Below are 25,468 nucleotides of genomic sequence, written 5' to 3' on the forward strand. Positions count from 1 at the left end.
ACCCGTGCACAATCTATTTTTAAAATATGGTTATAAGGGACCTCAGAACCCCAATGACCCATTTGAGAATATCGATCCACGTTGGAATTATACCACTTACTACACGGGTCAGCCCATAGGTACAAGCACTTTCAACTCATTACCAGATAGTCCAACGGCCGATAGGGTCAGGTCTTCTGAGTTTTCTACAGTAAATGGGTACAATTTAAAGAAATGGGTAGATTTTGCTGCAGATGGAAGCAACCCTAATACTGGCTCGATTAATATGATTTTGATTCGCTATGCGGATATTTTGTTGATGTATGCTGAGTCAAAAATTGAATTGGGTGAAATCGATGATTCCGTATATGATGCAATCAATGAGGTAAGGCAGAGACCAACAGTGGAAATGCCTATCATAACTTCAGGAAAATCTCAGGAAGAATTGAGAGCCATTATTCGGGATGAGAGAGCTGTAGAATTGGCTTTTGAGGGATTAAGATTGTATGATATGAACCGATGGAAAATTGGAGAAGAAAAAGTTGGTACAGTAGAAGGGCTATATTACCTCAATACTGCCAGTGGGGAATGGGAAACCATAACCAGTGGATTGACCAGAACTTTCAGAGCAGATCGAGATTATTTATGGCCTATTCCTCAAGTCGAAATGGAGATCAACGATAATATTACCCAAAACCCTAATTATTAAAGGCTAATTGAATAGAACAAATTAAATAACAGTAGAGTGGAAAGCCGCAAATGATTCGTTTGCGGTTTTTTATATTTACCCTTTCGAAGAATAAGAGTAAAGGGGGTAAATAATGTTATAGCCTAAAATATGGAATAAAACTACTTTATTTGCTGTCGGCAGACAGGTTCACCATTTCGATGTTATATTCTGCCATTCATTTCGAATACAACGCTTATCTAAAATCCTATTACATCAACCGAGTAAAATTAATGTTAAACTAACCGGTTTCTCTCAAATTTATTTGCTAGGATTTAATTTTTTATTCTAAGTTTCAATTAAGGGTAGGAAAGAGAATCTTTGAATTACCTTTAAAGCTATACCTTAAGGTAATTGGGTAGCTTTTCCTTAATTTGCTTTCTAATTAATGTGTATGAAAAAATATACTGGTGCATCGAAAACCCTTGTTAGATTATTTGAAATGAAACCTTTTAAAAGCATCCTTTATTGCATGTATATCTCCTTTTTAATATGGGGTTGTAAACAGCGAAGCGTTGAAGTGGAGGAGGGTAATAAATTAAAACCTACCAATACTGCCATAATACCGGTTCCAAAACTTGAAAATGACAGTTACGATTGGTGGGAACGCCATAATGATGTACTTGGGGTAAAGGATTCATTAAATCCCGAAATTGTGCTTATTGGAAATTCCATCACCCATTTTTGGGGAGGAAATTTTCCCCCTTAAAAAATGCTGATGGTAGCCTAAGAGTGGCTAATGGCCCAAATTCTTGGGAGTCAACTTTTCAAAACCGACGTGTCCTTAATTTAGGCTTCGGATGGGACAGAACACAAAATGTGCTGTGGCGCCTAAATAATGGGGAACTGGATGGTGTAGCCCCCAAGTTGGTGGTTATCCATATAGGAACCAACAATACAAGTGAAACAGAAAATGCACGAAAAAATACAGCTGCTGAAATACTTGAAGGGATTCTGGCTATTTATAATAAGGTTCGTTCTAAAACACCAAATGCAAAAATTGTTTTAATGGAAATAATGCCTCGTGAAGAAATGCCGGACGATTCGCGGAGATTATTAATTAATGAAACCAACCACTTACTGAAGCAATATGCAAAGGAAAATAGCATAACTTTGTTAGGCATTTCATCTAAAATGTTGACATCTGAAGGGGTCCTTACCAAAAAGGTTACCCTTGATTTCTGTCATCCAAATGAAGCCGGTTATCAAATTTGGGGAGAAGCACTAGGCCCTTTTATTGATAGTATTGGAGATTAATTTCAAATTATTTTAATACTTTAAAATTGCAAGAGCCGTTGGGTTCTGGCCAGGCATTCTAATTTCGATGAAAATGGAGGTGCTTGGCAAGGCCATGCCGAAGATGCCTTAGCAAAGTACATGTAGCGACATGGAAGGAATCTAATTTGATGTTTTGATCACGCCATGCATCGTGGCTGACAGGGTGGTTTCATTATCAGTTAACTGGGGTAAGGAAGTGGATTATAACCTTTTTCCTGTTGCCGAGTCTTTGGCCTTAGCTCATAAAACAATACTGATGCCAATAGTCTTTATGGAAACTCAATGTTTGTTTCTCCTGAAACGGAGGAAATTACGGTTGCAGGGAATTCTCCTGCACTACATTTGGGATTCAACAATTTTCCGTTGGACAATTTTGGTGATCAAAAAGCGGAATTAAAGGCAATTGCCAAACAACCGAGTATTCCAGAATTTAATGTGCCTTATTTTCAAAATGACATTAATCGCACAAAAGATTGGCTTGGTGCTACACTTAAAAATGTGGAAACCCTAGCCGAACAATCTGCATCAGGTTCACATAAAATGGATGGGGTAATTGTGTTAAGCGTATAAAGCAAAAGTAAATTAACAATGTCAGTAATAAAGGATGGCGGTGTTATTGTTGGGGTTGAAGGTGAAATAAATTAAGGTTAATTTGCAGTGAATTGAGAGCCATTCGCTGCAGTTTTGACAAAATTTTATAAACTAGTTAAGGCGATTATCCTTATTTTAAGATTGCATAAATATCACCGTTTAGTTATTGACAAAGAAATGGGTAGATCAATTCAAATGCTAAACCTTTGATGCAGAGTAGGTAATGGCTTAAAATGAAGGGTAAATTATAAATTAAGCATATCTACCAGAATTATTTTCTAATTTTGTAGAATTTTATTTGAAAAAAAATATGGCAAATATAATAAATGAAATTTCAAGGACCTTCAGCGAGTACTTGATATTACCCGGATTAACAAGGAAGTCAAACACCCCAGACGCAGTAAATCTAAAAACACCATTAGTTAAGTATAAAAAAGGGGAAGTTCCGAAAATCACCTTAAATATTCCATTTGTCTCTGCCATTATGCAATCGGTATCAGACAATGGACTTGCCATCGCTTTGGCAAAAGAAGGAGGCTTGTCATTTATCTTTGGTTCTCAGTCAATTGAAGATCAAGTCAAAATGGTGATGGAGGTAAAAAAATATAAGGCTGGTTTTGTAGAAAGCAGAGCCAATTTAACGCCTGAACATACGCTAGAGGATGTATTGGCCTTAAAAAAAGAGACGAGTTTCTCAACTGTTGGAGTAACAGATGATGGCACCTCTTGTGGTAAACTATTAGGGCTAATAACGAGTAGGGATTACAGGGTTAGCAAGGAAAGTTTGACTAAGAAGGTGAAAGATTTTATGACACCCTTATCCAATTTGATAACAGCTAAGGATGGAATTACATTAAATGAGGCTAATGATACCATCTGGGAGCATAAATTGAACAATTTGCCAATTGTCGATAAGAATGGCAAATTAAAGTATTTTGTGTTTCGCAAAGATTATGACAGCCATAAAGACCACCCAAACGAGCTGTCAGATGCTAAGAAAAGGTTGGTCGTAGGGGCAGGGATTAACACAAGAGATTATGAGGAAAGGGTACCTGCATTAGTAGAAGCTGGTGTTGATGTGTTATGTATTGACTCTTCAGATGGCTTCTCAGAATGGCAAAAAGACACCATCTCTTATGTGAAAGAAAAATACGATGGCAATGTTTTGATTGGTGCCGGTAATGTGGTAGATAGAGAAGGCTTTCTATATTTAGCCAAAGCTGGTGCCGATTTTGTTAAAGTTGGTGTTGGGGGCGGTTCTATCTGTATTACTAGGGAACAGAAAGGTATAGGTAGAGGACAAGCTACAGCACTTATCGATGTTGCCAAAGCCAGAGATGAGTATTTTATAGAAAGTGGAGAATATATTCCCATCTGTTCAGATGGTGGAATTGTCCAGGATTATCATATTACCTTGGCACTTGCCATGGGGGCGGATTTCTTGATGATGGGGAGGTATTTTGCCCGTTTTGATGAAAGTCCGACGAGAAAACTTCTAGTAGGTGGAAATTATGTCAAAGAATATTGGGGCGAGGGTTCTAATAGAGCAAGAAATTGGCAACGCTATGATATGGGAGGAAAGGACAATTTGAAATTTGAAGAAGGCGTAGACAGTTATGTTCCATATGCAGGTAAATTAAAAGATAATTTAGACCAAACTATTGGGAAAACTAAATCAACCATGTGTAGCTGTGGAATATCCTCAATTAAGGAATTACAATCCGATGCCAAATTGACTTTGGTATCATCGACCAGTATCATTGAAGGTGGTGCGCATGATGTAATTGTGAAAGACGGTAAAAATTAAGGCCTTTAAAACCCAACTACTTGGATTCCTAGGAGAAGAAAATAAAGTAGCTTCCTAGCAAGACACTTTGTGGTAAAGCTTCATGACCTATCCTGTACTTAACAGGATAGGTTTTTTTATGAACTGATTTCAGCACCAAATAGCAGATCTATTGCCCACTTCGATTTTAAGAAAGGGAATGCTAATGGTTGTATTTTTATTCTTATTTTTAAAGGATATAATATGAGAATGTGTTAAATTGATACTTTCCTGAGCCATTGGGTTTTAAAATTTTCAGAAGAAACAATTAATGAAAGGTAAGATAACGCGGCAATTGGCGGCCGTCATGTTTACAGATATTGTCGGTTATACAGCATTAATGCAAAAAATGAAGCTGTGGCCATGAGGATTAGATCACGGCACCGAGAGGTTTTCGAAAGCCTTCATAAAATCTACAATGGTGAAATCATTCAGTATTATGGAGATGGTACGCTTAGTGTTTTTAAGAGTGCCATTGAAGCGGCAAATTGCGCCATCCAAATCCAAAACCTTTTGCTAGGTAATGACCCAGTACCAGTGCGAATAGGTCTGCATATGGGTGACATTGTATATAGCGAAACTGAAGTGTATGGGGATGGAGTGAATTTTGCGTCACGGATTGAAAGCATGAGCGTCGCGGGTGGTATTCTCTTGTCGGATAAATTAAATGATGAGCTAAAAAACCATCCCACTATTGCTACAACTTCACTTGGTCATTTTGAACTAAAGAACATAGAAGAACCCGTGGAGGTTTTTGCAATCTGCAATGAGGGAATTAAGGTCCCTCTCCTTCAGGAGATAGGTGGAAAGCAAAAAAATAATTATAAGACCATTGCAGTGCTTCCCTTTACAAACATGAGTACGAATGCTGAAAATGAATATTTCAGCGATGGCATTACGGAAGAGATCATTAATGCATTGGCAAAAATTAAGCGTCTGAAAGTTACTTCCAGAACTTCCTCATTCTTCTTTAAAAATAAAAATGTTCCAATCAAACAAATAGCGAAAGAGTTGGATGTATCTGCCATTCTTGAAGGTAGTGTGCGGTTGGCTGGTGATACAGTGAGGATTACCGCGCAATTGATCCAAACAAAGGAAGATTTTCACTTTTGGTCGGAAACATGGGACAGGAAACTGGAGAATATTTTCGAGGTTCAGGATGAGATCAGTCTTTTGATTGCGGATAAATTAAGAGAGCATTTTGGGCACTTTGAAATAAATGAACACCTTGTAACCAAACCGACAGACAGTATCAGTGCCTATGAGTACTGTTTAAAAGCAAAATTTCACAAAAACAAATGGAATCCGAAAGATGTTGAAACGGCGATTTCCTTTTATGATAAGGCTTTAAAGATTGACCCCAAATATTCTGAGGCATTGGTTGGAAAGGCGGACTGTTATAGTTTTTTAGGAACTACTGGATTCATGCCGTTTGAAGAAGCATGGGGAGAACTATTCAGTATACGAATCAGGCTATCGAATTAAACGATAAATCTTCAGGTGTTTATTATCAATTGTCCAATCAAGCTTTTTTTATAGAATGTGATTATGCCAAATCGCTTACTCAAATGAAGAAAGCGATAGAGATCAATCCAAACAATGCCGATGCACAACAATTTATTTCTTTTTTATATATCATAGCAGGCAATAGGGCTAAAGCAAAAAATCACCTTGATATAGCATTAAGCATCAATCCACTTTCAGATGAAACCCATTTTTTCAGAGCTTATTTTCATTATATGATTGAGGATTATCAGAAAGCCCTGACAATGCTCAATCGGTGCATAACCAATAATAGTAAAAATATTCCTGCCCACAGTGTTAAAATATTGTGTTTATTGAAATTAGGGAAATTCGATGAGGTCATTACCTACTTTGATAATGTGCCTGAAGACGTCATTATTGAAGGAGAAAAAACAGGAGCGATTGCTTTGGCTTATGCGATGAAAAAAGACAAAGCCAAAATTATACAGTACCAACGCCAATTGGAAGAACAAACCAAAGCACCTAATGGATTTACGGCTGATTCCTATTTATTCTTGATGTACGCTGTTTTAGGTGAGGTCGACAAGGCATTTCAATGGGTAGAGAAGGCCCTTCAAAACAAGGCTTCCCTATTGCTCCTTCGGTACACCGATCCTATGGTTTTTGATTTAAAAAAGATTCAAGATATACCAAATACCAAAAAATCATTTATCCTAATAGCAATGAGGCTCTACCTATAGGTTCCAAAAAGCTTTGTTAGATGAGGAAGCTACGGCAACCTACAAAAACCGTTTATTAGCACTTTTTGATAAAGAAAAACCCTACTTGGACAGTGATTTATCATTGCGATCTTTAGCCAATCATTTAGAAATGCATCCAAATCAACTCTCATGGTTGCTTAATGAGAGCATTGGTAAAAATTTTAATGAGTTTGTCAACCATTACCGGGTAGAAGCTTTTAAGGAAATTGCGAATGATCCTAACAATTCCCACTTGTCTCTAATAGGATTGGCCTATGACAGTGGGTTTAATTCAAAAACCGTTTTCAATACCTATTTTAAAAAAGAAACAGGTTTAACTCCAAAGCAGTTTCTTAAAAATCAGGATAAGAGTGACTTACAATAGGTTCGGGTTTATAATCACGAACATTTTACCAAAACATCCGGCTTACATTTGTTTCATTATTAAACCCGAAATATGCAATAGACCTTCTATTACATATCCCGGGTTAAAACAAAATCTGAATTGTCAAAAACACTAAACGATGAAAGCAATAATAAGCACAGGGTATGGATCAGCGGAGGTTCTTCAAGTACAAGAAGTACGGATGCCTCTACCTAAGGAAAATGAAGTTTTGATAAAAATATATGCAGCTTCCGTCACAAGAGCAGGAAGTATGATGCGCACAGGGAAACCTTATATTGGCCGTTTATTTTTAGGGCTGTTGAAACCTAAGAATCCCATTCCGGGAACTGGCTTTGCAGGAGTGGTGGAATCAGTAGGGAATGGGGTGAGGTCTTTTAAGGTAGGCGACCGGGTATTCGGAGAGTCTCTTGAGAATTACGGTACACAAGCAGAGTATCTATGTCTTCCTGAAGATGGGATAATTACCACCCTACCTAATAATATGACTTTTGAGGAAGCCGCGCCTGTTTGCGATGGGGCATTAACCTCCATTAATTTTCTAAAGGAATTGGCTGAAATAAAACCAGGACAAAAAGTTTTGATCAATGGCGCTTCAGGGAGTTTAGGGACTTCTGCAGTACAGCTTGCCAAATACTATGGTGCTGAGGTGACTGGAATCTGTAGTACCCAAAACATGGAATTGGTGAAGTCATTAGGTGCCGATCATGTTATTGACTACACGAAACAAAACTTTTCTAAAAATGACCAAACATATGACATTATCTACGATACGATAGGGAAGCTGTCATTTTCAGCATGCAAAAGTTCTTTGACTGAAAAGGGAATGTATATCTCTCCAGTACTTGGGATGCCACTCCTTTTTCAAATGTTATGGACCTCAATATTTGGAAGTAAGAAAGCAAAGTTTGCTGCTACAGGATTGAAACCCGTTGCTGAATTAAAGTCACTATTTAAAGAAGTAAAGGAGATCATTGAAACAGGTAAACTAAAATCAATTATAGACAAGAGTTATCCCTTAGAACAAGTTGGAAATGCACATAGGTATATTGATAAGGGGCATAAGCGAGGGAATGTAGTTTTAGTCATGGAACATAAATCCCACAAACGGCCGATAGCAAAACCACAATTAAATAATAGCGAATCGGCTTGAAACGATAAGAGTATGAAACGGACAAAACTAATACTCAGGATAGTATTTATCCTTGCAAGCATAGGTTCTTTGGCCTTCGTACCGTGGATTTTGGTTAAGGCGTGGATAGTACCATTACCGCACACAGTTCAGGATCAAGTAAATGAAGCAATTGACTATGGCTTTGATGGAATGGTAGTCTATGTGGATAAAGCAGGTCAGTCACCCACATTGTATACAGCCGGCTGGCATGACCGGGAAGAGAAAATACCTGCCCGTCCAGATGCCCTATTTAAGATTGCCAGTATAGGCAAGTTATATGTTGCAGTTGCTATCGCTAAATTGGCTAATGACAATCGTTTGTCTTTGGACAAAACCCTTGCTGATTACTTCCCAGAACTTGTGGGGAAAATTGAATATGCAGAAAGGATTACTTTAAGATTAATGGTGCAACACCGATCTGGTATTCCCAACTTTATCGACAATCCTGCTTACTGGGAAAATCGACCGAATTTCAATAAGGAAGCCCTTGAATTAGCCATAGAAATGCCTGCTAGTTTTGAACCAGGTGATGATTATGAATATTCGAACACCAATTATTTGTTGCTTTGCCAAATTATTGATAAGGTAGTGGGATACAATCACAACCAATTTATCAAGGAGGAGATTTTAATACCACTGGGGTTAAACAATACTTTTGCTTCACTTAGTGAAGTAAATATAGACGATGTCATGAGTGGCTATTATGTGGGGGAGGAGCAGGATTTTAAGATGGAGGAACAAGGAATGTTAGCCACAGCAGCTGATGTGGGTACCTTCTTGAGAGCATTAAACGATGGTTCACTGTTTGATGAAGGGGAACAGGAAATCTATTCCTCAATTTATGTGTATGAGCATACAGGTTTGATTGTTGGCTATCAGAGTATTGCAAAATACCACAAAGACATTGATGCGGTTGTGATTCAATTTAACAATACAACTAATTTTGATGGTTATGATTGGAATCTTGCAGAAATCATCTACAACCGCATAGTGAAAATAGTAAGGGATTAAAAATATGCATTTTGGCAAATATTAGGGGATAAGATTGCCGCATTCCTATAAACCTTAGGCTGAAAGTAAAACCACAGGGATTCCAATTTTGTTAGATAAAATCCTTTTAACTACCTTAAAAGCATATTAGGTTGAGGTATTGTTTCTTAGTGATATTTTTGCGACAAATTTGGCCTCCATTAAAACAAAAAACTTGCCTGTATGAAGATTAAAATTTCCATAATATTGGTTTTATTGGCTTTTGTATCTTGTTCAAAACCAAGTGATTTTCAGTTGTTATCTCCAAATGGGGCACTACAGGTCAATGTTTCAAATTTTAACAATTCCAGTGTTTTTACTGTAATGAATGGTTCGGATACCATTCTGGAATCCTCCAGAATAGGACTAAAAGTTAACGGTATTAGTTTTGTTGAAAATGTATCATTTAGCGACTTTAAAAAGGCCGAAATTAATGAAACCTGGGAAACCATAAATGGTAAACAAGCGACTGTCAAAAACCATTATAATGCATTTAATTTCAAAATTGCTAAAACCCAGTCCTCATCTTATGGGTATGAAATTGAGTTCAGGGTTTATGATGATGGTTTTGCCTATCGGTATATTTTTCCCACTGAAGCCATTCAAGACAGTATAAAAATTGATCAAGAATTAACCAGCTTAAATTTCAAGGATGACTATACCTATTGGGCATACAATGGTGAAAAACATAATGTAGGGCCTGTTACCAGGACTGAAGAAAGTATTGAAGAAGTTAGAATCCCTATTGTTATGCAATTTCATGACAATAGTTTTATGGCCATCCATGAAGCAGAAATAATGGGATTTGCTCCTTTTTCTATCGCTGCTTCGTCCAATGACAAATCACTTGCTTTTAATATAGTTTATTCAAAACGCAACCAACCTTTTAAGACCTCATGGAGGGCTTTTATGTTGGGAGAAAAGGTAGGAGACTTGGTTGAATCTAATTTGTTAGTGAATTTAAATGAACCCAATAAAATTTCAGACCCTTCTTGGATTAAAGGAGGCAAATCATTGTGGGATTGGCGTGTTTTAGGTTATAGAGCTGCCGATGGTTTTGAATATCAACTAAACACCCAAACCCATAAAAGAATGATTGATTTCGCTGCTGAAAATAATATTCAGTACTTATTAATTGATGCTGATTGGTATGGGGATGAGTTCAATGAAAATTCAGACCCAACGACCACCAGAGATGGGGTTGATATAGAAGAATGTATGGAACATGCTACTCAAAATAATATTGGGATCATCCTTTATTTAAATGATGTAGGCGCCAAAAAGTTTGGTTTGGAGAGGGTTTTGAAGCAATTTTCAGAATGGGGGGCCATAGGCGTGAAATATGGCTTTATGCAAGGGACTTTAGAAGAGAAGGTAAAGCAAACCAGGGTCATTGTCGAGTTGTGTGCCAAGTACAAATTGATGGTTGATTTCCATGACAATCCAATTCCCCCAAGTGGAGACAGAAGAACTTGGCCCAACCTTATTACCAAAGAATTTGGTCATGCTCAGGGAGATGCCAAATATTCTCATTTTCCGGAAACAGCTGTCAATCAAGTTTTAATTAATCAGATTGCAGGGCCTTTGGATATGACCAATGGATGGTTTGATTTAAATAGTGCACATGTGGGTAGGCCTAAAGTTTTTGAGGAGCTACCAGGAACTGTGGTTGCAGAAGTAGCTAAGCTTATTACCATTTATTCCGGATGGATGGTATTGCCTGACAGCCCTGAAGCTTATTTACAAAAGAAGATTTGTTTGACTGTATTCGGAAAATGCCTGCACAATTTGACAGTTTTAAAGTACTTGATGCTTTGCTTGATAAGCATGTTAGCATTGCCAGAAAAGCAGGGGATGATTGGTTTGTAGGTTCATTGACCAACAGAGAGGCACGCTCTATTACATTGGATTTAAGTTTTTTATCAGAGGATGAAAATTACGAAGCGATTCTTTATGAAGATGCCGAAAATTCTGATTTCCTAACCAATAAAGAATCTTATACTATACGCAGTATGGCTGTTAATGCCAAAACAAAACTTGTTGCTCAAATGAGTAGAGGTGGGGGACATGTTATGTATATTAAAAAATTGTCGAACAGTAAAGAATAAACAGGTGGGGCACTTTCGTACTGAGTTTTTGGATCAATAGTTGAGCTATTTCTTTGATAAAAACAGGAATAATAAATGCTAATTTAGAGAGGTATGGTTTTCTTGCTAAAAACCGGTAAAAGTAGAAAGTATAGAAGGGGAACTTCAAAAAGATTGCTAAAAATACACTTTAACCCTACATGAAATGGACATTGAGTTTTTATGGTTAGAACCGAAAAATAGCTGCAAAAAGATACTGTTACTTCTAAAAACATTAAATTAGTGTTTTCCAAGGGTGAAAAGGAACCTTCGAAAGATTCTTTTTCACCTTGTTCATTTCATTCAGAAACTTCCGATCTATAGTGAAAATAGAAAAGCTACACCACGTCGCCATAATTTGTTCCGACTACCAAAAATCAAAAAAGTTTTACACAGGCATTTTAGGCTTTGCGATAGACAAAGAAATTTACAGAGAAGAAAGAAAATCCTATAAACTTGATCTTTCCTTAAACGGGCAATATTTAATCGAACTCTTCTCTTTTCCAAAACCACCTTCAAGACCTTCCCGGCCTGAAGCAAGAGGTTTGAGGCATATTGCCTTTGGGGTAAGCAACTTATCGGAAACTATTGACTACTTGAAATCCAAGAGGATAGCTGTGGAGGAGGTTCGAATAGATGAATTTACAAACAAGCAATTTACATTTATTGCCGATCCTGATGATTTACCAATTGAGTTTTATGAACTATGATAGCTATTGAAAATTATATTCAAGGTTTTAATATATTATTTCCTCAATGTACAAATAAACTACCATGGGAAATAATCAATGAACTTGATAGCATGATTAAAAAGCGATTTTCTGAATTATCATCTGACTATAGGGTAGAAAATAATATTGCCATCCATAAGACAGCTACTCTAGAAAAAGGAGTAACAATTAAAGGAAGTGTGATCATTTCTGAAAACTGCTTTATTGGTGCCAATGCTTATTTAAGGGGGCCAATTTTTATGGCTAAGTCAGTAAAAGTAGGGCCGGGCGTGGAGATAAAACAATCCCTAATTTTTGAAAATACCGCCCTAGCTCATTTTAATTATATTGGAAACAGTGTAATAGGCAAAAACATTAATTTTGAAGCAGGTTCAATTTGTGCCAACCATTATAACGAGCGGGAGGACAAGACCATATATGTTAAACATAATGGGGTGGTGATAAATACTAGATCCAAAAAATTCGGAGCCTTGATTGGGGATAATACAAAGATTGGTGCCAATGCTGTTTTGTCTCCAGGAACTATTTTGGCAAGAAAAAGTACAGTTAAAAGGCTTGAATTAGTAGAACAAATAAAATAATTGAATTAGAAAAGGGACACGGCTTCTTATTTTTCTACTATAATTAGTTAATTCTCGAATGAACAGCCTATGAAAATAATCTCAACGAATATTGGAACACCAACTACCTTTCTTTGGAAAGGAAAGGAAGAAACAACTGGCATCTATAAAAAGCCTACAAATGAAAGGCTCTATTTAACGAAAAACGATGTGTTAGGTGATGAGATTTCCAATCGGTTGAACCATGGAGGCTATTATAAAGCCTGTCTGACTTCGACAATGGTCAGTCCATTAGAATGTAAACAACTGTATAATAGTGATTCTTTTTATGGTTTTTAATTTAGGTGTCCCAGAGGGGATTTTTAAGTACTTTTAGGCATGTTCGTTCGCAGAAAGCCAAATAAAAGTGGTAAGATAAGTGTTCAGGTAATCGAGAAAGTTAGAGGGAAATACAAAGTTGCCAAAACGATTGGAAGTAGTTCCATCAAGGTCGAAGTTGAAAAGCTTGTAATTCTTGGAGAGCAATGGATTAAAGAGTATAAAAGGTAATCTTGAGATACCGTTTAATAATGAAGAACAGATTGCCGATTCTGTCCTTGATCGGGTAGAAAAAATTACTGTTTCTGGAACAGAGTTACTTCTTGATAAGATATTCAACGATATCGGGTTCAATGTTATCAATGATGATATTTTTAGATGGTTGGTCTATTCACGAATCTGTTTTCCAGCCAGCAAACTGAAAACTTGTGATTATTTATCCACTTATCATGGTCTTGAATTCCAAGTTCAGGATCTATATAGGTATATGGATAAGCTTTACAATAACTACAAGGAAACAGTTCAGTTGATCAGTTTTGAACACACAAAGAAGGTATTAGGAGGTAGCATTAATATCGTTTTTTATGATGTGACAACTCTCTATTTTGAAGTGGATCAGGAAGATGATTTGAGAAAAACAGGTTTTTTCCAAGGAAGGCAAGCATCAAAACCCTCAGATTGTCTTGGGCCTCTTGGTTGGTCTGGAAGGCTATCCTCTAGCTTATGAGATCTTTGAGGGTAATAAGTTTGAAGGACATACCATGATTCCAGTCATAGAAACTTTCAGAAGAAAGTACAGTCTACCCGCTCCAATTGTTGTTGCAGACTCGGGGTTATTATCAAAAGAAATGTTCAAGAATTACGTAAAAATGGATATGAGTTTATTTTAGGAGCAAGACTGAAAGCATCATCAGATAAAAGTAAAGAGAAGGTATTGGCCTTAGAACTTGAAAACGGAGAGAGTAGATTACTAGATTGGGAAGAGGAACTTAGGATGGTTGTCAGTTATTCAGATAAAAGAGCAAAAAAAGATAAGGTAAACAGGGAGAAAGGTTTTAAAAAGCTAGAAAAACAGATAAAAACTGGGAAGCTCAACAAAACCCACATCAACAATAGAGGCTATAATAAATACCTCAAAATGGATGGAGAGGTAAAGATTGCCCTAGACATGGAAAAATTTGAAAAGGATGGGAAATGGGATGGTCTCAAAGGATATATCACAAATACTGACTTGGATAAAGACAAAGTAATTGAGAATTATAATAATCTATGGAAATAGAAAAGGCATTTAGGATAACCAAAAACGAAATAAAAGTGAGGCCAGTTTTTCATTATAAACAACGTAAATTGAGGCACATATAAGTATAGCATTGTTGCTTACAAAGTATACAAAGAGCTGGAAAGGCAATTATTGGAAAAAGGATCTAAAACTCTCATCCCAAAAAGCCATAGAAATAGCAAAAGGAATTTATACTGTAGAAGTACAACTCAAATCTTCAGGAAAAAGCTAAGAAAGACCCTATTTTTGACTGAAAGTCAACAAATCTAGCGAAAATGTTCGGTTTTTGATTTTGGGTGTCCCAGTGTCGAAGCCAGGGCGAAAAACGATGTGTTAGGTGATGAGATTTCCAATCGGTTGAACCATGGAGGCTATTATAAAGCCTGTTATTTATTTTCTGCTGAACAATATCCCTACTGGAAGGATTTGTATCCTGACCTTGATTGGTCTTGGGGCATGTTGGGAGAAAACCTTACAGTAAGTGGATTTGATGAAAGAGAGGTGCAGCTGGGTGCAATTTATAAGGTAGGGGATGCCATGATTCAGATTTCCCAATACCGAGAACCCTGTTATAAGTTTGGACATAAATTTGGAACCCAAAAAGTACTTAAGCAATTTATTGAACATGGTTTTGGAGGTACTTATGTAAGTATTCTAGAAGAAGGCCATGTTGGTATTGGTGATGAATTTATCCTTGTAGAACGGCCTGAAAACAGTTTAACCGTAGCATCCTTATTTCAACTGGTATTCGCAAAAGAAAAGAACCAGGAATTGCTGAAAATTGCAGCTAAAAGCAAAGCAATTCCTCCCAAGAAGAGGATTTTATTTAGCAATTATATTGAAAAGTAGGGTTAATAATGCCTCGATAATGGAAATATTCTTTATGCTGTGTATATTCTTTTTTAGCTTAGGAATTTCAAGTACAATTAGCTTTTACTTTAATGGTCGATCTAAACAGATTAAAACAAATTTATAAGTTTGGTAAGGAGCTTAGTTTAAAGGATATCCAGGTTTTATTAAAGGCCGCAAAAAATGGTTCTTTTAGCAAGAAAGAGCTTCTCATAAATGAAGGCTCCAAAAGGAATGATGTTTTCTATATTAAAAGTGGTTTGGTTCGTTGTTTTAATATTAATGATAAGGGAGAAGAAATTACCTTAAAATTAATCCCAGAACATCAGGTTGTGGCCAATGTTGACTTGATTTTGTTTAGCCAAGCCTCCAGATATTTTTATGAAGCATTGGAAAATACTGAGGTATTTTTTATTGATTATGATGTATTGCAGGATTTGGTCGCAAGGAATCCGAAATTAGAGGCCAATAGAAAGTATGTGCTTCAACGTCTATTAAAAGAGTCCATGGAGAGGGTTGAGTCTTTCGTCTTACTGACTCCAGAAGAAAGGTACCAAAGGTTTGTAAAAGACTACCCAGGGATTACCAATAGGGTTCAGGATAAATACATTGCAAATGTTCTTGGCATTACTCCAGTTTCACTTAGCAGGATTAGAAAAAGGATAGCTTCAAAATACTAATCATTCGATTTTATAAATTATCTTTTGTTAACGCCTTTAGCCTTAGGGCTGTTTTAGATTTGTGTCATTGTTAAACTTAAAAACGAATATCATGACACTTTCAAAATCAATTGTTGCAGCTTTTGTCATCCTAAGCTTGGTCTCTTGCGCAAACGAAGAGGATATGGAAATTAAAAATGTAGTCTCTGAAGTAGAAGCTGTAGTGCTAATAGAAAGCTCCCTGCAAAAAAGTACAGGAGGTTTAAATGAAATGACCAACACCTTTTCTGAAGAATTGACTACAGATATCACCTTAAATGAGCTTTGCGGCACCTTGTATGAAGCCTCCTTTAATTATAATTATAACGAGGCTCCTATACTAGCAGATTATGAGATAGATTGGTCCTATATGATGGCTTGCAATGGTCTTAATGTACCACAAATGGTGGAATTTGAGGCCAGTTCAGTTGGTAGTTATTCAACATCAAGAATTAATTCCAATGATGTTACCAATACTGTCATAGCCATTTCAGGATTACAGCCATCAGCTTCTTCGCTCTTGTTTAGTGGTTTTTTTAATAGAGAAGGAATCCAAAGCATCACTACAAACCTAAATACAAGAAGCTTATCGAGTAAATTTAATGCTGATTTGGTTAATGTGCTTATTGATAAATCAAATTACAGCATATCCTCTGGTGGTGGAACATTTATTCTATCAGGATTGAGTGAAAATATTCCCTTTTCTTTTTATGGTACAATTGTTTTCAATGGAAATGGCAGTGTTTCCTTAACAGTAAATGAAAACAATTATGAAATCAATATAAACGAATAAAACCATGGAAGGATTTAGCATTCACTATTTTACTCCTATAGCTAGCAATATTATTCGCTACTTTTTGGTTGCAGGTACGGCTTATGTGATTTTCTATAAGTTTTATCCCAATAAATTTTTTAAGAACAAAATTCAGTTAGGTCTTGCTAAGAATAAAGATTTTATCCGTGAGATTTTGCATTCAGTGCAATCGAGCTTTGTGATTGGCCTGGTGATAGCTTTGTTTTTATTTACCCCACTACGTGATTATGTTACTATTTACAATGATTTTCATGAATACCATTTTCTGTGGATACCATTAAGCATACTATTAGCATTAATACTGCATGATAGCTATTTTTATTGGATGCACAGGATTGTACATCACCCTAAATTGTTCAAGAGCATACATTTTACCCATCATAAGTCTACAAATCCCTCTCCATGGACCTCATTTTCTTTTCATTTTTATGAAGCAATTACTGAAGCCCTGGCTGTTCCTTTAATTTTAGTTTTGATTCCAATGCATCCTTTGTCATTGATATTTTTTGGGTTATTGTCTTTTTGTTTTAACGTTTATGGGCATTTAGGCTATGAAATAGCACCAAAATGGTTCAGGAACTCTTTTTTATTTGAAGTCCTCATTAGCTCAACTTATCATAATCTTCATCATGCAAAACCTAAGGGGAATTATGGTTTGTATTTTAGGTTTTGGGACAGGTTATTAAAAACGGAAAACCAAAATTATAGGATGGATTATGATCGAATACAAAAAGAAGGTTTGGCCAATAGTTGGGTAGTAGCCTCCAGCAGACAAGGCAGTAGGTTTCTTTTGTTTTGGCACCATACTCAATCTTCAGACGGCTTGATTTTAATGTGAAATTATTACTTAACCTATGGTAACGTTGTTTTTATTATTCAAGCATTTTTTACCAGTAAAGTAGTTGACATCAACTTAGGTTGATATTTCTTAATCACTCAGAGAAGGGTGGTTTATTACAGCTATTTCAAAATATAATTCTTTTAAAATATTATTAATAAATATTTACTTGTTATCTTAGAAAGATTTATAGAATTAAAATCTATTGGTCGGGGCTTGTTTCCCGTCTATTTAGGAATCCGCTGATTCAATCAAACAGTGGATTACCCGTTTCAAATTTCAGCCTGATTAGCCTGCGATTATTTTAAGAACACTAAAATTTATAATATGGAAAAATTAAAAAATCGCAATGCTTTCTACATTGGTGGGCTTGTTGCCATACTTTTGGCCAGTTATTTTTCATGGACAATTTTTTTCTATTCCTAAGCCTTATATTATACCCCACAGGGGTTATTCTAGTTTTGCTTTCAAAAAAGAAATGGTGGATAAAATTGGTGACGATTTCATTGCCGTTAATTTTTACCCTTCCAACGGGGCCAATGATAATAAATTTCTTTGAAGGTTTATTTTCTTAATCAGGAAAAAGTCTCCGGCTCTTAAAACCAAAGACTTAATTCTTTAAGCTTTATTTCTTACCAATGCAGCCTCTTCATTATTGCCAAGAATTACTACAATTAATATGGAGGCTATAAACATGATCAAACTGTAAATGACCACAGGGATCACCATTGCAGTATTTTGTAATAAGGTAGCTGCTATCATAATACCTAAGGTGCCATTTTGAATACCGGACTCTATGCTTATAGAAACCTGTTGTTTCAGTGGCAATCCAAACCCTTTGGCAATTAACCAGGCAAAACCAAAAGTAAGTATGTTGAGGATCACTGTTACCGGACCTGCCTCTGCAAAAAAGCCCAAAATATTGTCCTTTTCTTTGAATATTGCACCACCAACGATCACCACAAAGAATATAATGGATGCGATGCGAACTGTTTTATCCGCTTTCTGTGACAGTGCAGGAAATTTATGTTTTAAATACATACCTATGGCAACCGGTATGAGGGTTACTCCGGTGATCTGGATTATGGTCTGCAAAACCGGTAAAGCAACGGTCCCTTCTTCACCAAAATAAATGATAGCGTAATTGATGTACAAAGGAATGGTGATGATTGTGATTACAGAGCTTAAAGCTGTTAGACTTATCGAAAGGGCAGTGTCTCCCTTACATAGATGAGTGATCATATTGGAAGTGGGACCTCCAGGACAACTTGCAATAATCATTATACCAACGGCCATGGAACCTTCCAAGCCAAAGGCCAAAATAAGCAAAAATCCCAATACCGGTAACATTAGAAGTTGGCAAAACAGGCCTAAACTGATGGCTTTGGGAGAGATGAAGATATTTTTAAAATCCTTAATACTTAGGGTCAGTCCCATACCTAGCATGATAAAGGCAAGGGCTAGTGGTAAAAAAACTGCAGTAAATACATTGCTTTCCATAATTGTTATTTGGGGTTATTGACATAATAATACTAAAAATTAATCATTCGGGCCATATGTACATAGATTGTATGGTTGTAAAGTGTTTGTCTGCCATTTTTTCAATATCAATACCTAAATGACTTTTATTCACTTTAATAACTTTTTCAGACATGGTCTTAGGGAGTTTTTCATAGCCGTGGTAAGCGCCTAAAATTGCTCCTGCAATTGCCGCAGTGGTATCATTGTCCCTGCCATAATTGGTTAGAAATACAAGTGTTTCTTCAAATTTAAAATCGTTGAACAACATGGCTGTCAATACTTGTAGGTGAATCTCTGCAGCATGAAAGGGCATGTCCTGTTGGTTTTGATCAAGCAAGTCATACGCCCGCTGGATAGAAACATTGGGGATTTTGCTTCCTTTTGGTAATTTCTCGTCCACCAGTGTACTGTCTTTGGCTGCTGCAACAATGGATTTGGCCAACTCAAATACTCTGTAACTGCTTCGGCCTACCAATCGACTGGTAAAATAACCCTCCGGATCTACTTCTCTTAATACATCCAAAACTTTATTTTGATCCCCATTTGCCGTCATCGCTGCAGCTGTCATCGCTGCGGAAAGGGAGCCAATGTCTTTGGCAAGACCTAAATCAAAGATGCTCAGTTCAAATGCCTTTTTGTACGCTTCCTCAGCCCTTCCGGGATACATCAATCCAATGGTTTGTGAATAAAGCAAACCGGCACAAACCATTTCTCCACCATAAAATTTCCCTAGTGCCTTGTGATAAGCCTTTAAATTATTTTCGCGGTAAGCTAAGGAAACTTTATACCATTCTTGCAACCAAAAAACTTTCAGGTTTACCCTTTCCAATGCCGAAGTCTGTTCGGGTTTTAAGGTTTTCAAGCCATTAAAATAGGCTTCATAAACTTGAATGATATGTTCTGCAAAAGAATCTGCATCAAATGGGTTTCCTTCATTTTTTGCCAAATAATCTACCATCAGGGATTTCCACCTGGTGTCATCGGTGGTGCCTCCTCCGGGAAGGTTGGCCAGCCAAATTCCTTCAGGTGAAACTTCCCTAACCATTGAATCCAGTCCATTGACCCACCCATAAGTATGTTGAATAGCTTCTCTAGGCCACATTTCTGTAGGGGCACCCATGGCATCTCCTATAGCACTGCCTACTAAAAGGCCTTTTATTTTGTCGGAAAGTTCAGCTTGGCTAAGTGTTAAGACTGAAGGGACTGTATCTTCTACCTCCTTTTTGCTTTGTTCACATGAAAGCATTAAAAGGCTAAATAAAGTGAAAAAATAAAATTAAATTTCTTCATTCATGATCAGATTTATTGCATCGTTGGTTAATTCTTCTTTCTCAACAATAGACAAATTCAAAGGAAGTTGTGCCAGTCCAAATAGCCGTCTTAAAATTTCTACTCCCATATAGGAGGATATTAAACCATTTTCCAAGGGATAGGTTTGGATGACTTTTTGAATTAATTCATCAGGTATCCTTGCCATTTTAAGATGGGCTAGCATCACACCTAAATCGAATTCGGGATCACCTAAAAATGAAAATTCAGTATCTATGATTTTCAAACCGTTGTCTGTCTCAAACCAACTGCCGGGATAGAAATCTCCATGGATAAGCGATTTGCCCCTGCCTAGATACTTGTCACCTATACCTTTTATTTTCGCTTTTAATGGGGTATGATTTTTAACCCTTTCTGACAAGGTTTGTAAGCCATCTTGAACATCATCTAAGTTAAATCCATTATCTGATTGGAAAGGGAAAACAAAAATATGCTGGTGATTTAATTTTCTCATTTCCATGTTGTCTGGAAATTCATAAACAGGCAGTTGATGCAGTTTCTTTAAGTAACTGAGCAATAAATCAAGTACATTTTCTCCAAGGATTGATTTGGATTGATACATACTTAAGTAATCTCCACCATTGTTTAGATGTTCCAAAACCAAAAGCCAGCTTTTTTATCAAAGGCCAATACTTTGGGTGAAAAACAAGATAGAAAATTATCGAGACTAATAAGGTTATAGTATTTGTACTCAATTTCAATTCGGCTCAGCGGAGCAGGTACTTGCGGATATTTGGCTACAAAAGGTCTGGATTGTTTCAAGACAATTGTCCTTTTATTGGTTTTTATGGTAAGGGTGACATTCATATTTCCTTCACCAGCTTTGAATGAATCGGTCACTTCTTCATTGGATGAAAGTATTCCAATATTCTTCAAATAGTCAATATGGGTGGAATCAAGAGGTGCTTTGATTAGCATTGTATTCGTTTTTTCAGAAAATTACCTTGTATTTTTTTAAATAGAAACCAAAAAAGGAATAAAGGTTATTTTCTTCAAATAAAATCTATCTCTTGAGTTCTTTTCTAGCATTAACTGTTTTATTTTTGGGTCATGAGTAAAACAACCAAAGACAGTCCGCTTTTAAGCCAACTAGCGCTTGAATTGGATGGTGAATTGCATTACGATAGTTTGATGAAAACTTTGTATGCCACTGATGCCTCAGTGTATCGGGCCCTGCCAACGGCAGTTGCCTTACCGAAAAGCAATGCTGATATCAAAAAATTGATTGATTTTGCCAATTCCAATGGCCTTTCATTGATCCCAAGGACAGCAGGAACATCTTTGGCCGGTCAATGTGTAGGAGATGGAATAGTGGTTGATGTTTCCAAATACCTCAACAAAATTATTGAGTTTAATAAGGAAGAAGGATGGGTAAGGGTCCAACCGGGTGTTGTAAGAAACGAATTAAATAATTACCTCAAAGAGTACGGATATTTCTTTAGCCCAATTACAAGTACTGCCACCCGTGCAATGGTAGGTGGAATGGTGGGAAACAATAGTTGTGGCACCACTTCTATTGTTTATGGTAGTACGAGAGAACATGTGCTTGAGCTTAAGGTTTTGTTAAGTGATGGAAGTGAAGCTGTTTTCAAATCCATGACTCCGGATGAGTTTGACCTCAAATGTAAGGAAGAAAGCTTAGAGGGGGAACTATACCGCCATGTAAGAGAAGAATTAAGCCAGCAGGAAATACAAGAAAACATTAGGGAAAATTTCCCTAAATCAACTATACATAGGAGGAATACAGGTTATGCATTGGACTACTTATTAGAGTCACAGGTTTTTCCGACAAAGATGTTCCATTTGATTTTTGTAAATTATTATGCGGCTCGGAAGGTACTTTAGCGATCACTACAGAAATTAAAATTCACCTCGATCCACTTCCGGATCCTTTTGATATTGTGGTAGCGGCTCACTTTGAGACCATTCATGACAGCATGAAGGCTGCCCAAGTAGCCATGAAAGAAAAGCCAACAGCTGTAGAGTTGATGGATAAAAAGATCTTAGATTGTACAAAAGAGAATGTAGAACAGAGTAAAAACAGAGATTTTGTAGAGGGAGACCCAATGGCCATTTTAATGGTGGAGTTTAGGGGGAAAACCATTGAGGAAGCAAATGCTCAAGGTGCTGCGTTTATAGCAGCTTTAAAAAATGTAGACTTGGGGTATGCCTATCCAATAATTGGTCCTGATCGAACAAGCAGTGCCTGGGAGTTGAGAAGTGCCGGCTTAGGATTATTGGCAAATATTCCAGGTGATAAGAAAGCGGTAGCCTGTATCGAAGATACAGCAGTGGATATTGATGATTTGGCGAATTATATTGATGATTTTGCTGAATTGATTGCTGAATTTGGTCAGCAGTCTGTTTATTATGCCCATGCAGGAGCTGGAGAAATTCACTTAAGACCCATCCTTGATCTTAAAAAGTCCAAAGATGTCGACGAGTTTTATAAGATAAGTGAAGCCAGTGCCAAATTGGTGAAAAAATACAATGGTTCTTTGAGTGGGGAGCATGGAGATGGAAGGTTAAGAGCAGCCTTTATACCGCTAATGGTAGGGCAGGAAAATTACGACCTTTTTAAACGAGTAAAAGCAAAATGGGATCCCAAAGGAATCTTTAATCCGGGGAAAATTGTGGATGCTCCCCCGATGAATTCTTCTTTAAGGTATGAGGCTGACTTGCCTAAGCGGGAACACAAAACGAAATTTGATTTTAGTCAGGTAGGGGGAATTCTCCCCATGGCTGAGAAATGCAATGGCTCCGGGGACTGTAGAAAACTCCCTAATTCCGGCGGGGGCATCATGTGTCCCAGCTATCAGGCGACCCGTTATGAAAAAGATACTACGCGAGGCAGAGCCAATACTTTGCGTGAATTTTTGACAAAGAGTGAGAAGGAAAATCCCTTTGATCATCCGGAGATAAAAGAGGTAATGGATCTTTGCCTTTCTTGTAAAGGATGTACTTCTGAATGTCCATCTAATGTGGACATGGCGACCATGAAAGCAGAGTTTCAATACCAGTATTTTAAATCCAACCCTGTTCCTTTACGTTCCAAAGCTTTTACCCATATTAATTCATTGAATGAATTGGGAAGTAGGGTGCCGGGAATAGCCAATTTCTTTTTGAGCAATGGGCTTACCGGTGGAATCATGAAAAAGGTTCTTGGCGTGGCTCCGGAAAGGAACTTACCGGCATTAAGTCCTCAATCCCTTCGAAAGTGGTACAAGAAGAACTATGCCAAGCTAAATGGTAAGCCGATAATAAAAACCGTATATTTCTTTTGTGACGAGTTTACCAACCACAATGATACTGATACCGGCATTAAAGCCATAAAACTTCTTAGACATTTAGGTTATGAAGTGAAGATGGTAGACCATGTGGAAAGCGGGAGAGGGGCAATGTCTAAGGGCTTGCTTGACCATGCACAAAAAATGGCAAACAAAAATGTTGAAATATTTTCCGAAATTATAAAAGCAGAAAGTCCTTTATTGGGAGTGGAACCGTCAGCCATTCTTAGTTTTAGAGATGAATACCCTAGACTGGTAAGCCCTGAATACAAAGAGAGAGCCAGATCTTTAAAATTCCATTGTGAGCTAGTAGATGAGTTTTTAGCTAAAGAAAGCTTGGCTGGCAATATCACAGCTGAAAGTTTTACGAAAGAAAGGCGACAGGTGAAATTACACGGACATTGTCATCAAAAAGCATTGTCATCGGTCAATTATTCTAAGAAAATTTTAGAATTGCCGCAAAATTATCAAGTAACCGTAATCCCTTCAGGTTGTTGCGGTATGGCAGGTTCTTTTGGCTATGAAAAAGAGCATTATGAATTAAGTATGAAGATTGGCGAGATGGTGCTTTTCCCTGCAGTGAGAAGTGCAGGCAGTGAAGATTTGATAGCTGCACCGGGAACAAGCTGCAGGCATCAAATAGCGGATGGAACCGGAAAAAAAGCAAATCACCCGGTAGAAATTTTATTTGATGCCGCAGGATTATAAGATTAAAAATAATTTTTATAGGCCGAACATTAGCTTGTTCGGCTTTTTTTGATTGATCTTTAGGTATTTTATATGTAGGTTTTGTAATGGAAATCTACTTCTTTTTTCGGTTTAAAGGAATAGTGCCTGCAAAGAATTTTTATTGGTTCCTGTGCTAAGATCCTCCAATAATTGAGGCCATAGGTGTACAATTGTTTCATTTTTATAGTTGAATTATTTTTAGATTTCCTTGGCTGATACCATTTAGCCTTCGTTGTTACCATAATCAAAATACTCCTTGTAAGAAAATTATATTTTAGCTATAATTGAAAATAATATTATTAAAAACCCAAAATGAACCCTTTAAGAAGAAACACTCCTCAATGGGACCCAATTATTATTGGGATTTGTTAATGCAGGGCAACCGCTCTGGATTAGAAGGGCTCTATAAATTATTTGCCACCACGCTTTTTAGTTATGGACAAGCGCTTACAAAGCAGGAGGACTTATTGCAGGATTGCATTCAAGAAGTGTTTATAGATTTGTGGAAATACCATCAATCTTTGAGTAAGCCTGATCATGTAAAAGCTTATCTTCTTCGGGCACTTTCTCACAAGTTATTCAAAGAAAATCGTAATAAAATAAATAAAAATACGGTGAATTGGGATAATTCGTTGGCCAATTCTCATTTTATTGAATCCATTGAAAGTGAGATGATTAATGTTCAAAGAGAAATTAAATTACAGGTTAAATTAGCAAAAGGATTAGATAGGCTACCAATAAGACAGAAGGAGGTAATTAATCTGCTTTTTTTGAGCAATTGACTTACGAGGAAGTTTCAAAATTAATGGGTATTAACCTTCGATCAGTTTATACATTGGCTTGGAAAGCCATACATAGCCTTAAAAAGCTTGTTCATTTCATAATTTTTTTGCAGGGATTGGTGCATATTTTTGAATTTTTCTAATTAAATAAATTCGATCCCCATAGCTGATTTACCCCATTCAAGGGACTATTCATATAGGCCTATCCAATAAAATCATTGGAATGCATTCAATATCACCAAATTTAGAAAGATCAATGCCATAGAAATTTTAAGCGGTCAATCTTTAAATTTCTAATGCTTCACTTTTAATAAAAATTAAATAATCGCCTATGTAAAAAATGTCTTTAACACAATATTTAATAATTATTTATCTA

Annotated in this window: 24 protein-coding genes and 2 pseudogenes; 22 read left to right on the top strand and 4 right to left on the bottom strand. The window is 36.8% G+C overall.

What is annotated here, in order from left to right; all coding sequences use genetic code 11:
• Positions 1-4 precede the first annotated feature (4 nt).
• The 20 genes and pseudogenes from WG932_RS02370 (at position 5) to WG932_RS02465 (ending at position 17,444) form a co-directional block, all read left to right on the top strand.
• Complete coding sequence (locus tag WG932_RS02370; RefSeq protein ID WP_483086809.1) at positions 5-688, top strand: RagB/SusD family nutrient uptake outer membrane protein; 684 nt, start codon at positions 5-7, stop codon at positions 686-688.
• A gap of 412 nt (positions 689-1,100) precedes the next feature.
• Entirely contained in the window at positions 1,101-1,415 is a 315-nt protein-coding gene (locus tag WG932_RS02375) for a hypothetical protein (protein ID WP_483086810.1), read from the top strand.
• 23 nt (positions 1,416-1,438) lie between these two features.
• A complete protein-coding gene (locus WG932_RS02380; protein ID WP_483086811.1) occupies positions 1,439-1,963 on the top strand; it encodes a GDSL-type esterase/lipase family protein in 525 nt (174 codons plus the stop codon).
• A gap of 303 nt (positions 1,964-2,266) precedes the next feature.
• Complete coding sequence (locus WG932_RS02385) at positions 2,267-2,554, top strand: hypothetical protein (protein WP_483086812.1); 288 nt, start codon at positions 2,267-2,269, stop codon at positions 2,552-2,554.
• 331 nt (positions 2,555-2,885) lie between these two features.
• Positions 2,886-4,382: an IMP dehydrogenase gene (locus tag WG932_RS02390; protein WP_149392374.1), complete on the top strand. Its 1,497-nt coding sequence runs from the start codon at positions 2,886-2,888 to the stop codon at positions 4,380-4,382.
• Between the two features lie 381 nt (positions 4,383-4,763).
• The gene (locus WG932_RS02395; RefSeq protein ID WP_483086813.1) at positions 4,764-5,885 is read left to right on the top strand and encodes an adenylate/guanylate cyclase domain-containing protein; all 1,122 of its coding nucleotides are present in this window, start codon (positions 4,764-4,766) and stop codon (positions 5,883-5,885) included.
• On the top strand, positions 5,843-6,625 hold the full coding sequence (locus WG932_RS02400; RefSeq protein WP_483086814.1) for a tetratricopeptide repeat protein: 783 nt from the start codon (positions 5,843-5,845) through the stop codon (positions 6,623-6,625). Before WG932_RS02395 ends, WG932_RS02400 begins: the two co-directional genes overlap by 43 nt.
• A 13-nt stretch (positions 6,626-6,638) precedes the next feature.
• Positions 6,639-7,010, top strand: coding sequence for a helix-turn-helix domain-containing protein (locus tag WG932_RS02405; protein WP_483086815.1), 372 nt, complete (start codon positions 6,639-6,641; stop codon positions 7,008-7,010).
• A gap of 139 nt (positions 7,011-7,149) precedes the next feature.
• The gene (locus tag WG932_RS02410) at positions 7,150-8,181 is read left to right on the top strand and encodes an NAD(P)-dependent alcohol dehydrogenase (RefSeq protein ID WP_014021860.1); all 1,032 of its coding nucleotides are present in this window, start codon (positions 7,150-7,152) and stop codon (positions 8,179-8,181) included.
• Positions 8,182-8,193: 12 nt separating this feature from the next.
• Complete coding sequence (locus WG932_RS02415) at positions 8,194-9,213, top strand: serine hydrolase domain-containing protein (protein WP_149392371.1); 1,020 nt, start codon at positions 8,194-8,196, stop codon at positions 9,211-9,213.
• A gap of 201 nt (positions 9,214-9,414) precedes the next feature.
• Positions 9,415-11,100, top strand: coding sequence for a glycoside hydrolase family 97 N-terminal domain-containing protein (locus WG932_RS02420; protein ID WP_483086816.1), 1,686 nt, complete (start codon positions 9,415-9,417; stop codon positions 11,098-11,100).
• Positions 11,046-11,339: a glycoside hydrolase family 97 C-terminal domain-containing protein gene (locus WG932_RS02425; RefSeq protein WP_483086817.1), complete on the top strand. Its 294-nt coding sequence runs from the start codon at positions 11,046-11,048 to the stop codon at positions 11,337-11,339. The genes WG932_RS02420 and WG932_RS02425 overlap by 55 nt, the downstream gene beginning before the upstream one ends.
• Positions 11,340-11,677: 338 nt before the next feature.
• Positions 11,678-12,067 carry an SMU1112c/YaeR family gloxylase I-like metalloprotein gene (gloA2, locus tag WG932_RS02430; protein WP_483088557.1) on the top strand — a complete coding sequence of 130 codons (390 nt, stop codon included), beginning with the start codon at positions 11,678-11,680 and terminating at the stop codon, positions 12,065-12,067.
• Positions 12,064-12,669 carry a DapH/DapD/GlmU-related protein gene (locus WG932_RS02435; protein ID WP_149392369.1) on the top strand — a complete coding sequence of 202 codons (606 nt, stop codon included), beginning with the start codon at positions 12,064-12,066 and terminating at the stop codon, positions 12,667-12,669. The genes gloA2 and WG932_RS02435 overlap by 4 nt, the downstream gene beginning before the upstream one ends.
• 69 nt (positions 12,670-12,738) lie before the next feature.
• Complete coding sequence (locus WG932_RS02440) at positions 12,739-12,987, top strand: hypothetical protein (protein ID WP_483086818.1); 249 nt, start codon at positions 12,739-12,741, stop codon at positions 12,985-12,987.
• Between the two features lie 39 nt (positions 12,988-13,026).
• Positions 13,027-14,535, top strand: a pseudogene (locus WG932_RS02445) (IS1634 family transposase).
• A gap of 40 nt (positions 14,536-14,575) precedes the next feature.
• Complete coding sequence (locus WG932_RS02450) at positions 14,576-15,094, top strand: MOSC domain-containing protein (protein ID WP_483086819.1); 519 nt, start codon at positions 14,576-14,578, stop codon at positions 15,092-15,094.
• Positions 15,095-15,186: 92 nt separating this feature from the next.
• Positions 15,187-15,774 (top strand): Crp/Fnr family transcriptional regulator, encoded by a 588-nt coding sequence (locus WG932_RS02455; protein ID WP_014021865.1) that lies wholly within the window; start codon positions 15,187-15,189, stop codon positions 15,772-15,774.
• 91 nt (positions 15,775-15,865) lie between these two features.
• The gene (locus WG932_RS02460) at positions 15,866-16,585 is read left to right on the top strand and encodes a hypothetical protein (RefSeq protein ID WP_483086820.1); all 720 of its coding nucleotides are present in this window, start codon (positions 15,866-15,868) and stop codon (positions 16,583-16,585) included.
• Between the two features lie 4 nt (positions 16,586-16,589).
• Positions 16,590-17,444 (top strand): sterol desaturase family protein, encoded by an 855-nt coding sequence (locus WG932_RS02465; RefSeq protein ID WP_483086821.1) that lies wholly within the window; start codon positions 16,590-16,592, stop codon positions 17,442-17,444.
• A gap of 618 nt (positions 17,445-18,062) precedes the next feature.
• On the opposite strand, the gene WG932_RS02470 is transcribed toward WG932_RS02465, so the two are convergent.
• Genes WG932_RS02470 through WG932_RS02485 form a run of 4 tightly spaced genes read right to left on the bottom strand, consistent with a single transcriptional unit; the run spans position 18,063 to position 21,212 of the window.
• Positions 18,063-18,944, bottom strand: a complete 882-nt coding sequence (locus WG932_RS02470; RefSeq protein ID WP_483086822.1) for a bile acid:sodium symporter family protein — start codon at positions 18,942-18,944, stop codon at positions 18,063-18,065.
• Between the two features lie 43 nt (positions 18,945-18,987).
• On the bottom strand, positions 18,988-20,211 hold the full coding sequence (locus WG932_RS02475) for an ADP-ribosylglycohydrolase family protein (protein ID WP_483086823.1): 1,224 nt from the start codon (positions 20,209-20,211) through the stop codon (positions 18,988-18,990).
• Between the two features lie 30 nt (positions 20,212-20,241).
• Positions 20,242-20,898, bottom strand: coding sequence for a phosphotransferase (locus WG932_RS02480; protein ID WP_483086824.1), 657 nt, complete (start codon positions 20,896-20,898; stop codon positions 20,242-20,244).
• Positions 20,880-21,212 (bottom strand): hypothetical protein, encoded by a 333-nt coding sequence (locus tag WG932_RS02485; RefSeq protein WP_483086825.1) that lies wholly within the window; start codon positions 21,210-21,212, stop codon positions 20,880-20,882. The genes WG932_RS02480 and WG932_RS02485 overlap by 19 nt, the downstream gene beginning before the upstream one ends.
• Before the next feature lie 132 nt (positions 21,213-21,344).
• Here WG932_RS02485 and WG932_RS02490 point away from each other — a divergent pair.
• Together WG932_RS02490 and WG932_RS02495 are read left to right on the top strand one after the other, a co-directional pair.
• A pseudogene (locus WG932_RS02490) lies at positions 21,345-24,289 on the top strand (FAD-binding and (Fe-S)-binding domain-containing protein).
• Between the two features lie 362 nt (positions 24,290-24,651).
• Positions 24,652-25,092 (top strand): RNA polymerase sigma factor, encoded by a 441-nt coding sequence (locus tag WG932_RS02495; RefSeq protein ID WP_483086826.1) that lies wholly within the window; start codon positions 24,652-24,654, stop codon positions 25,090-25,092.
• The last annotated feature ends 376 nt before the right edge of the window (positions 25,093-25,468 follow it).

Source organism: Cyclobacterium sp. SOCE241, assembly GCF_056867545.1.

Coding starts and splice junctions, on each gene's coding strand:
- WG932_RS02375 (WP_483086810.1), top strand. CDS start 1,101: ATGAAAAAATATACTGGTGCATCGAAAACCCTTGTTAGATTATTTGAA.
- WG932_RS02385 (WP_483086812.1), top strand. CDS start 2,267: ATGTTTGTTTCTCCTGAAACGGAGGAAATTACGGTTGCAGGGAATTCT.
- WG932_RS02390 (WP_149392374.1), top strand. CDS start 2,886: ATGGCAAATATAATAAATGAAATTTCAAGGACCTTCAGCGAGTACTTG.
- WG932_RS02395 (WP_483086813.1), top strand. CDS start 4,764: ATGAGGATTAGATCACGGCACCGAGAGGTTTTCGAAAGCCTTCATAAA.
- WG932_RS02400 (WP_483086814.1), top strand. CDS start 5,843: ATGGGGAGAACTATTCAGTATACGAATCAGGCTATCGAATTAAACGAT.
- WG932_RS02410 (WP_014021860.1), top strand. CDS start 7,150: ATGAAAGCAATAATAAGCACAGGGTATGGATCAGCGGAGGTTCTTCAA.
- WG932_RS02415 (WP_149392371.1), top strand. CDS start 8,194: ATGAAACGGACAAAACTAATACTCAGGATAGTATTTATCCTTGCAAGC.
- WG932_RS02420 (WP_483086816.1), top strand. CDS start 9,415: ATGAAGATTAAAATTTCCATAATATTGGTTTTATTGGCTTTTGTATCT.
- WG932_RS02435 (WP_149392369.1), top strand. CDS start 12,064: ATGATAGCTATTGAAAATTATATTCAAGGTTTTAATATATTATTTCCT.
- WG932_RS02440 (WP_483086818.1), top strand. CDS start 12,739: ATGAAAATAATCTCAACGAATATTGGAACACCAACTACCTTTCTTTGG.
- WG932_RS02455 (WP_014021865.1), top strand. CDS start 15,187: ATGGTCGATCTAAACAGATTAAAACAAATTTATAAGTTTGGTAAGGAG.
- WG932_RS02460 (WP_483086820.1), top strand. CDS start 15,866: ATGACACTTTCAAAATCAATTGTTGCAGCTTTTGTCATCCTAAGCTTG.
- WG932_RS02465 (WP_483086821.1), top strand. CDS start 16,590: ATGGAAGGATTTAGCATTCACTATTTTACTCCTATAGCTAGCAATATT.
- WG932_RS02470 (WP_483086822.1), bottom strand. CDS start 18,944: ATGGAAAGCAATGTATTTACTGCAGTTTTTTTACCACTAGCCCTTGCC.
- WG932_RS02475 (WP_483086823.1), bottom strand. CDS start 20,211: ATGCTTTCATGTGAACAAAGCAAAAAGGAGGTAGAAGATACAGTCCCT.
- WG932_RS02485 (WP_483086825.1), bottom strand. CDS start 21,212: ATGCTAATCAAAGCACCTCTTGATTCCACCCATATTGACTATTTGAAG.
- WG932_RS02495 (WP_483086826.1), top strand. CDS start 24,652: ATGGGACCCAATTATTATTGGGATTTGTTAATGCAGGGCAACCGCTCT.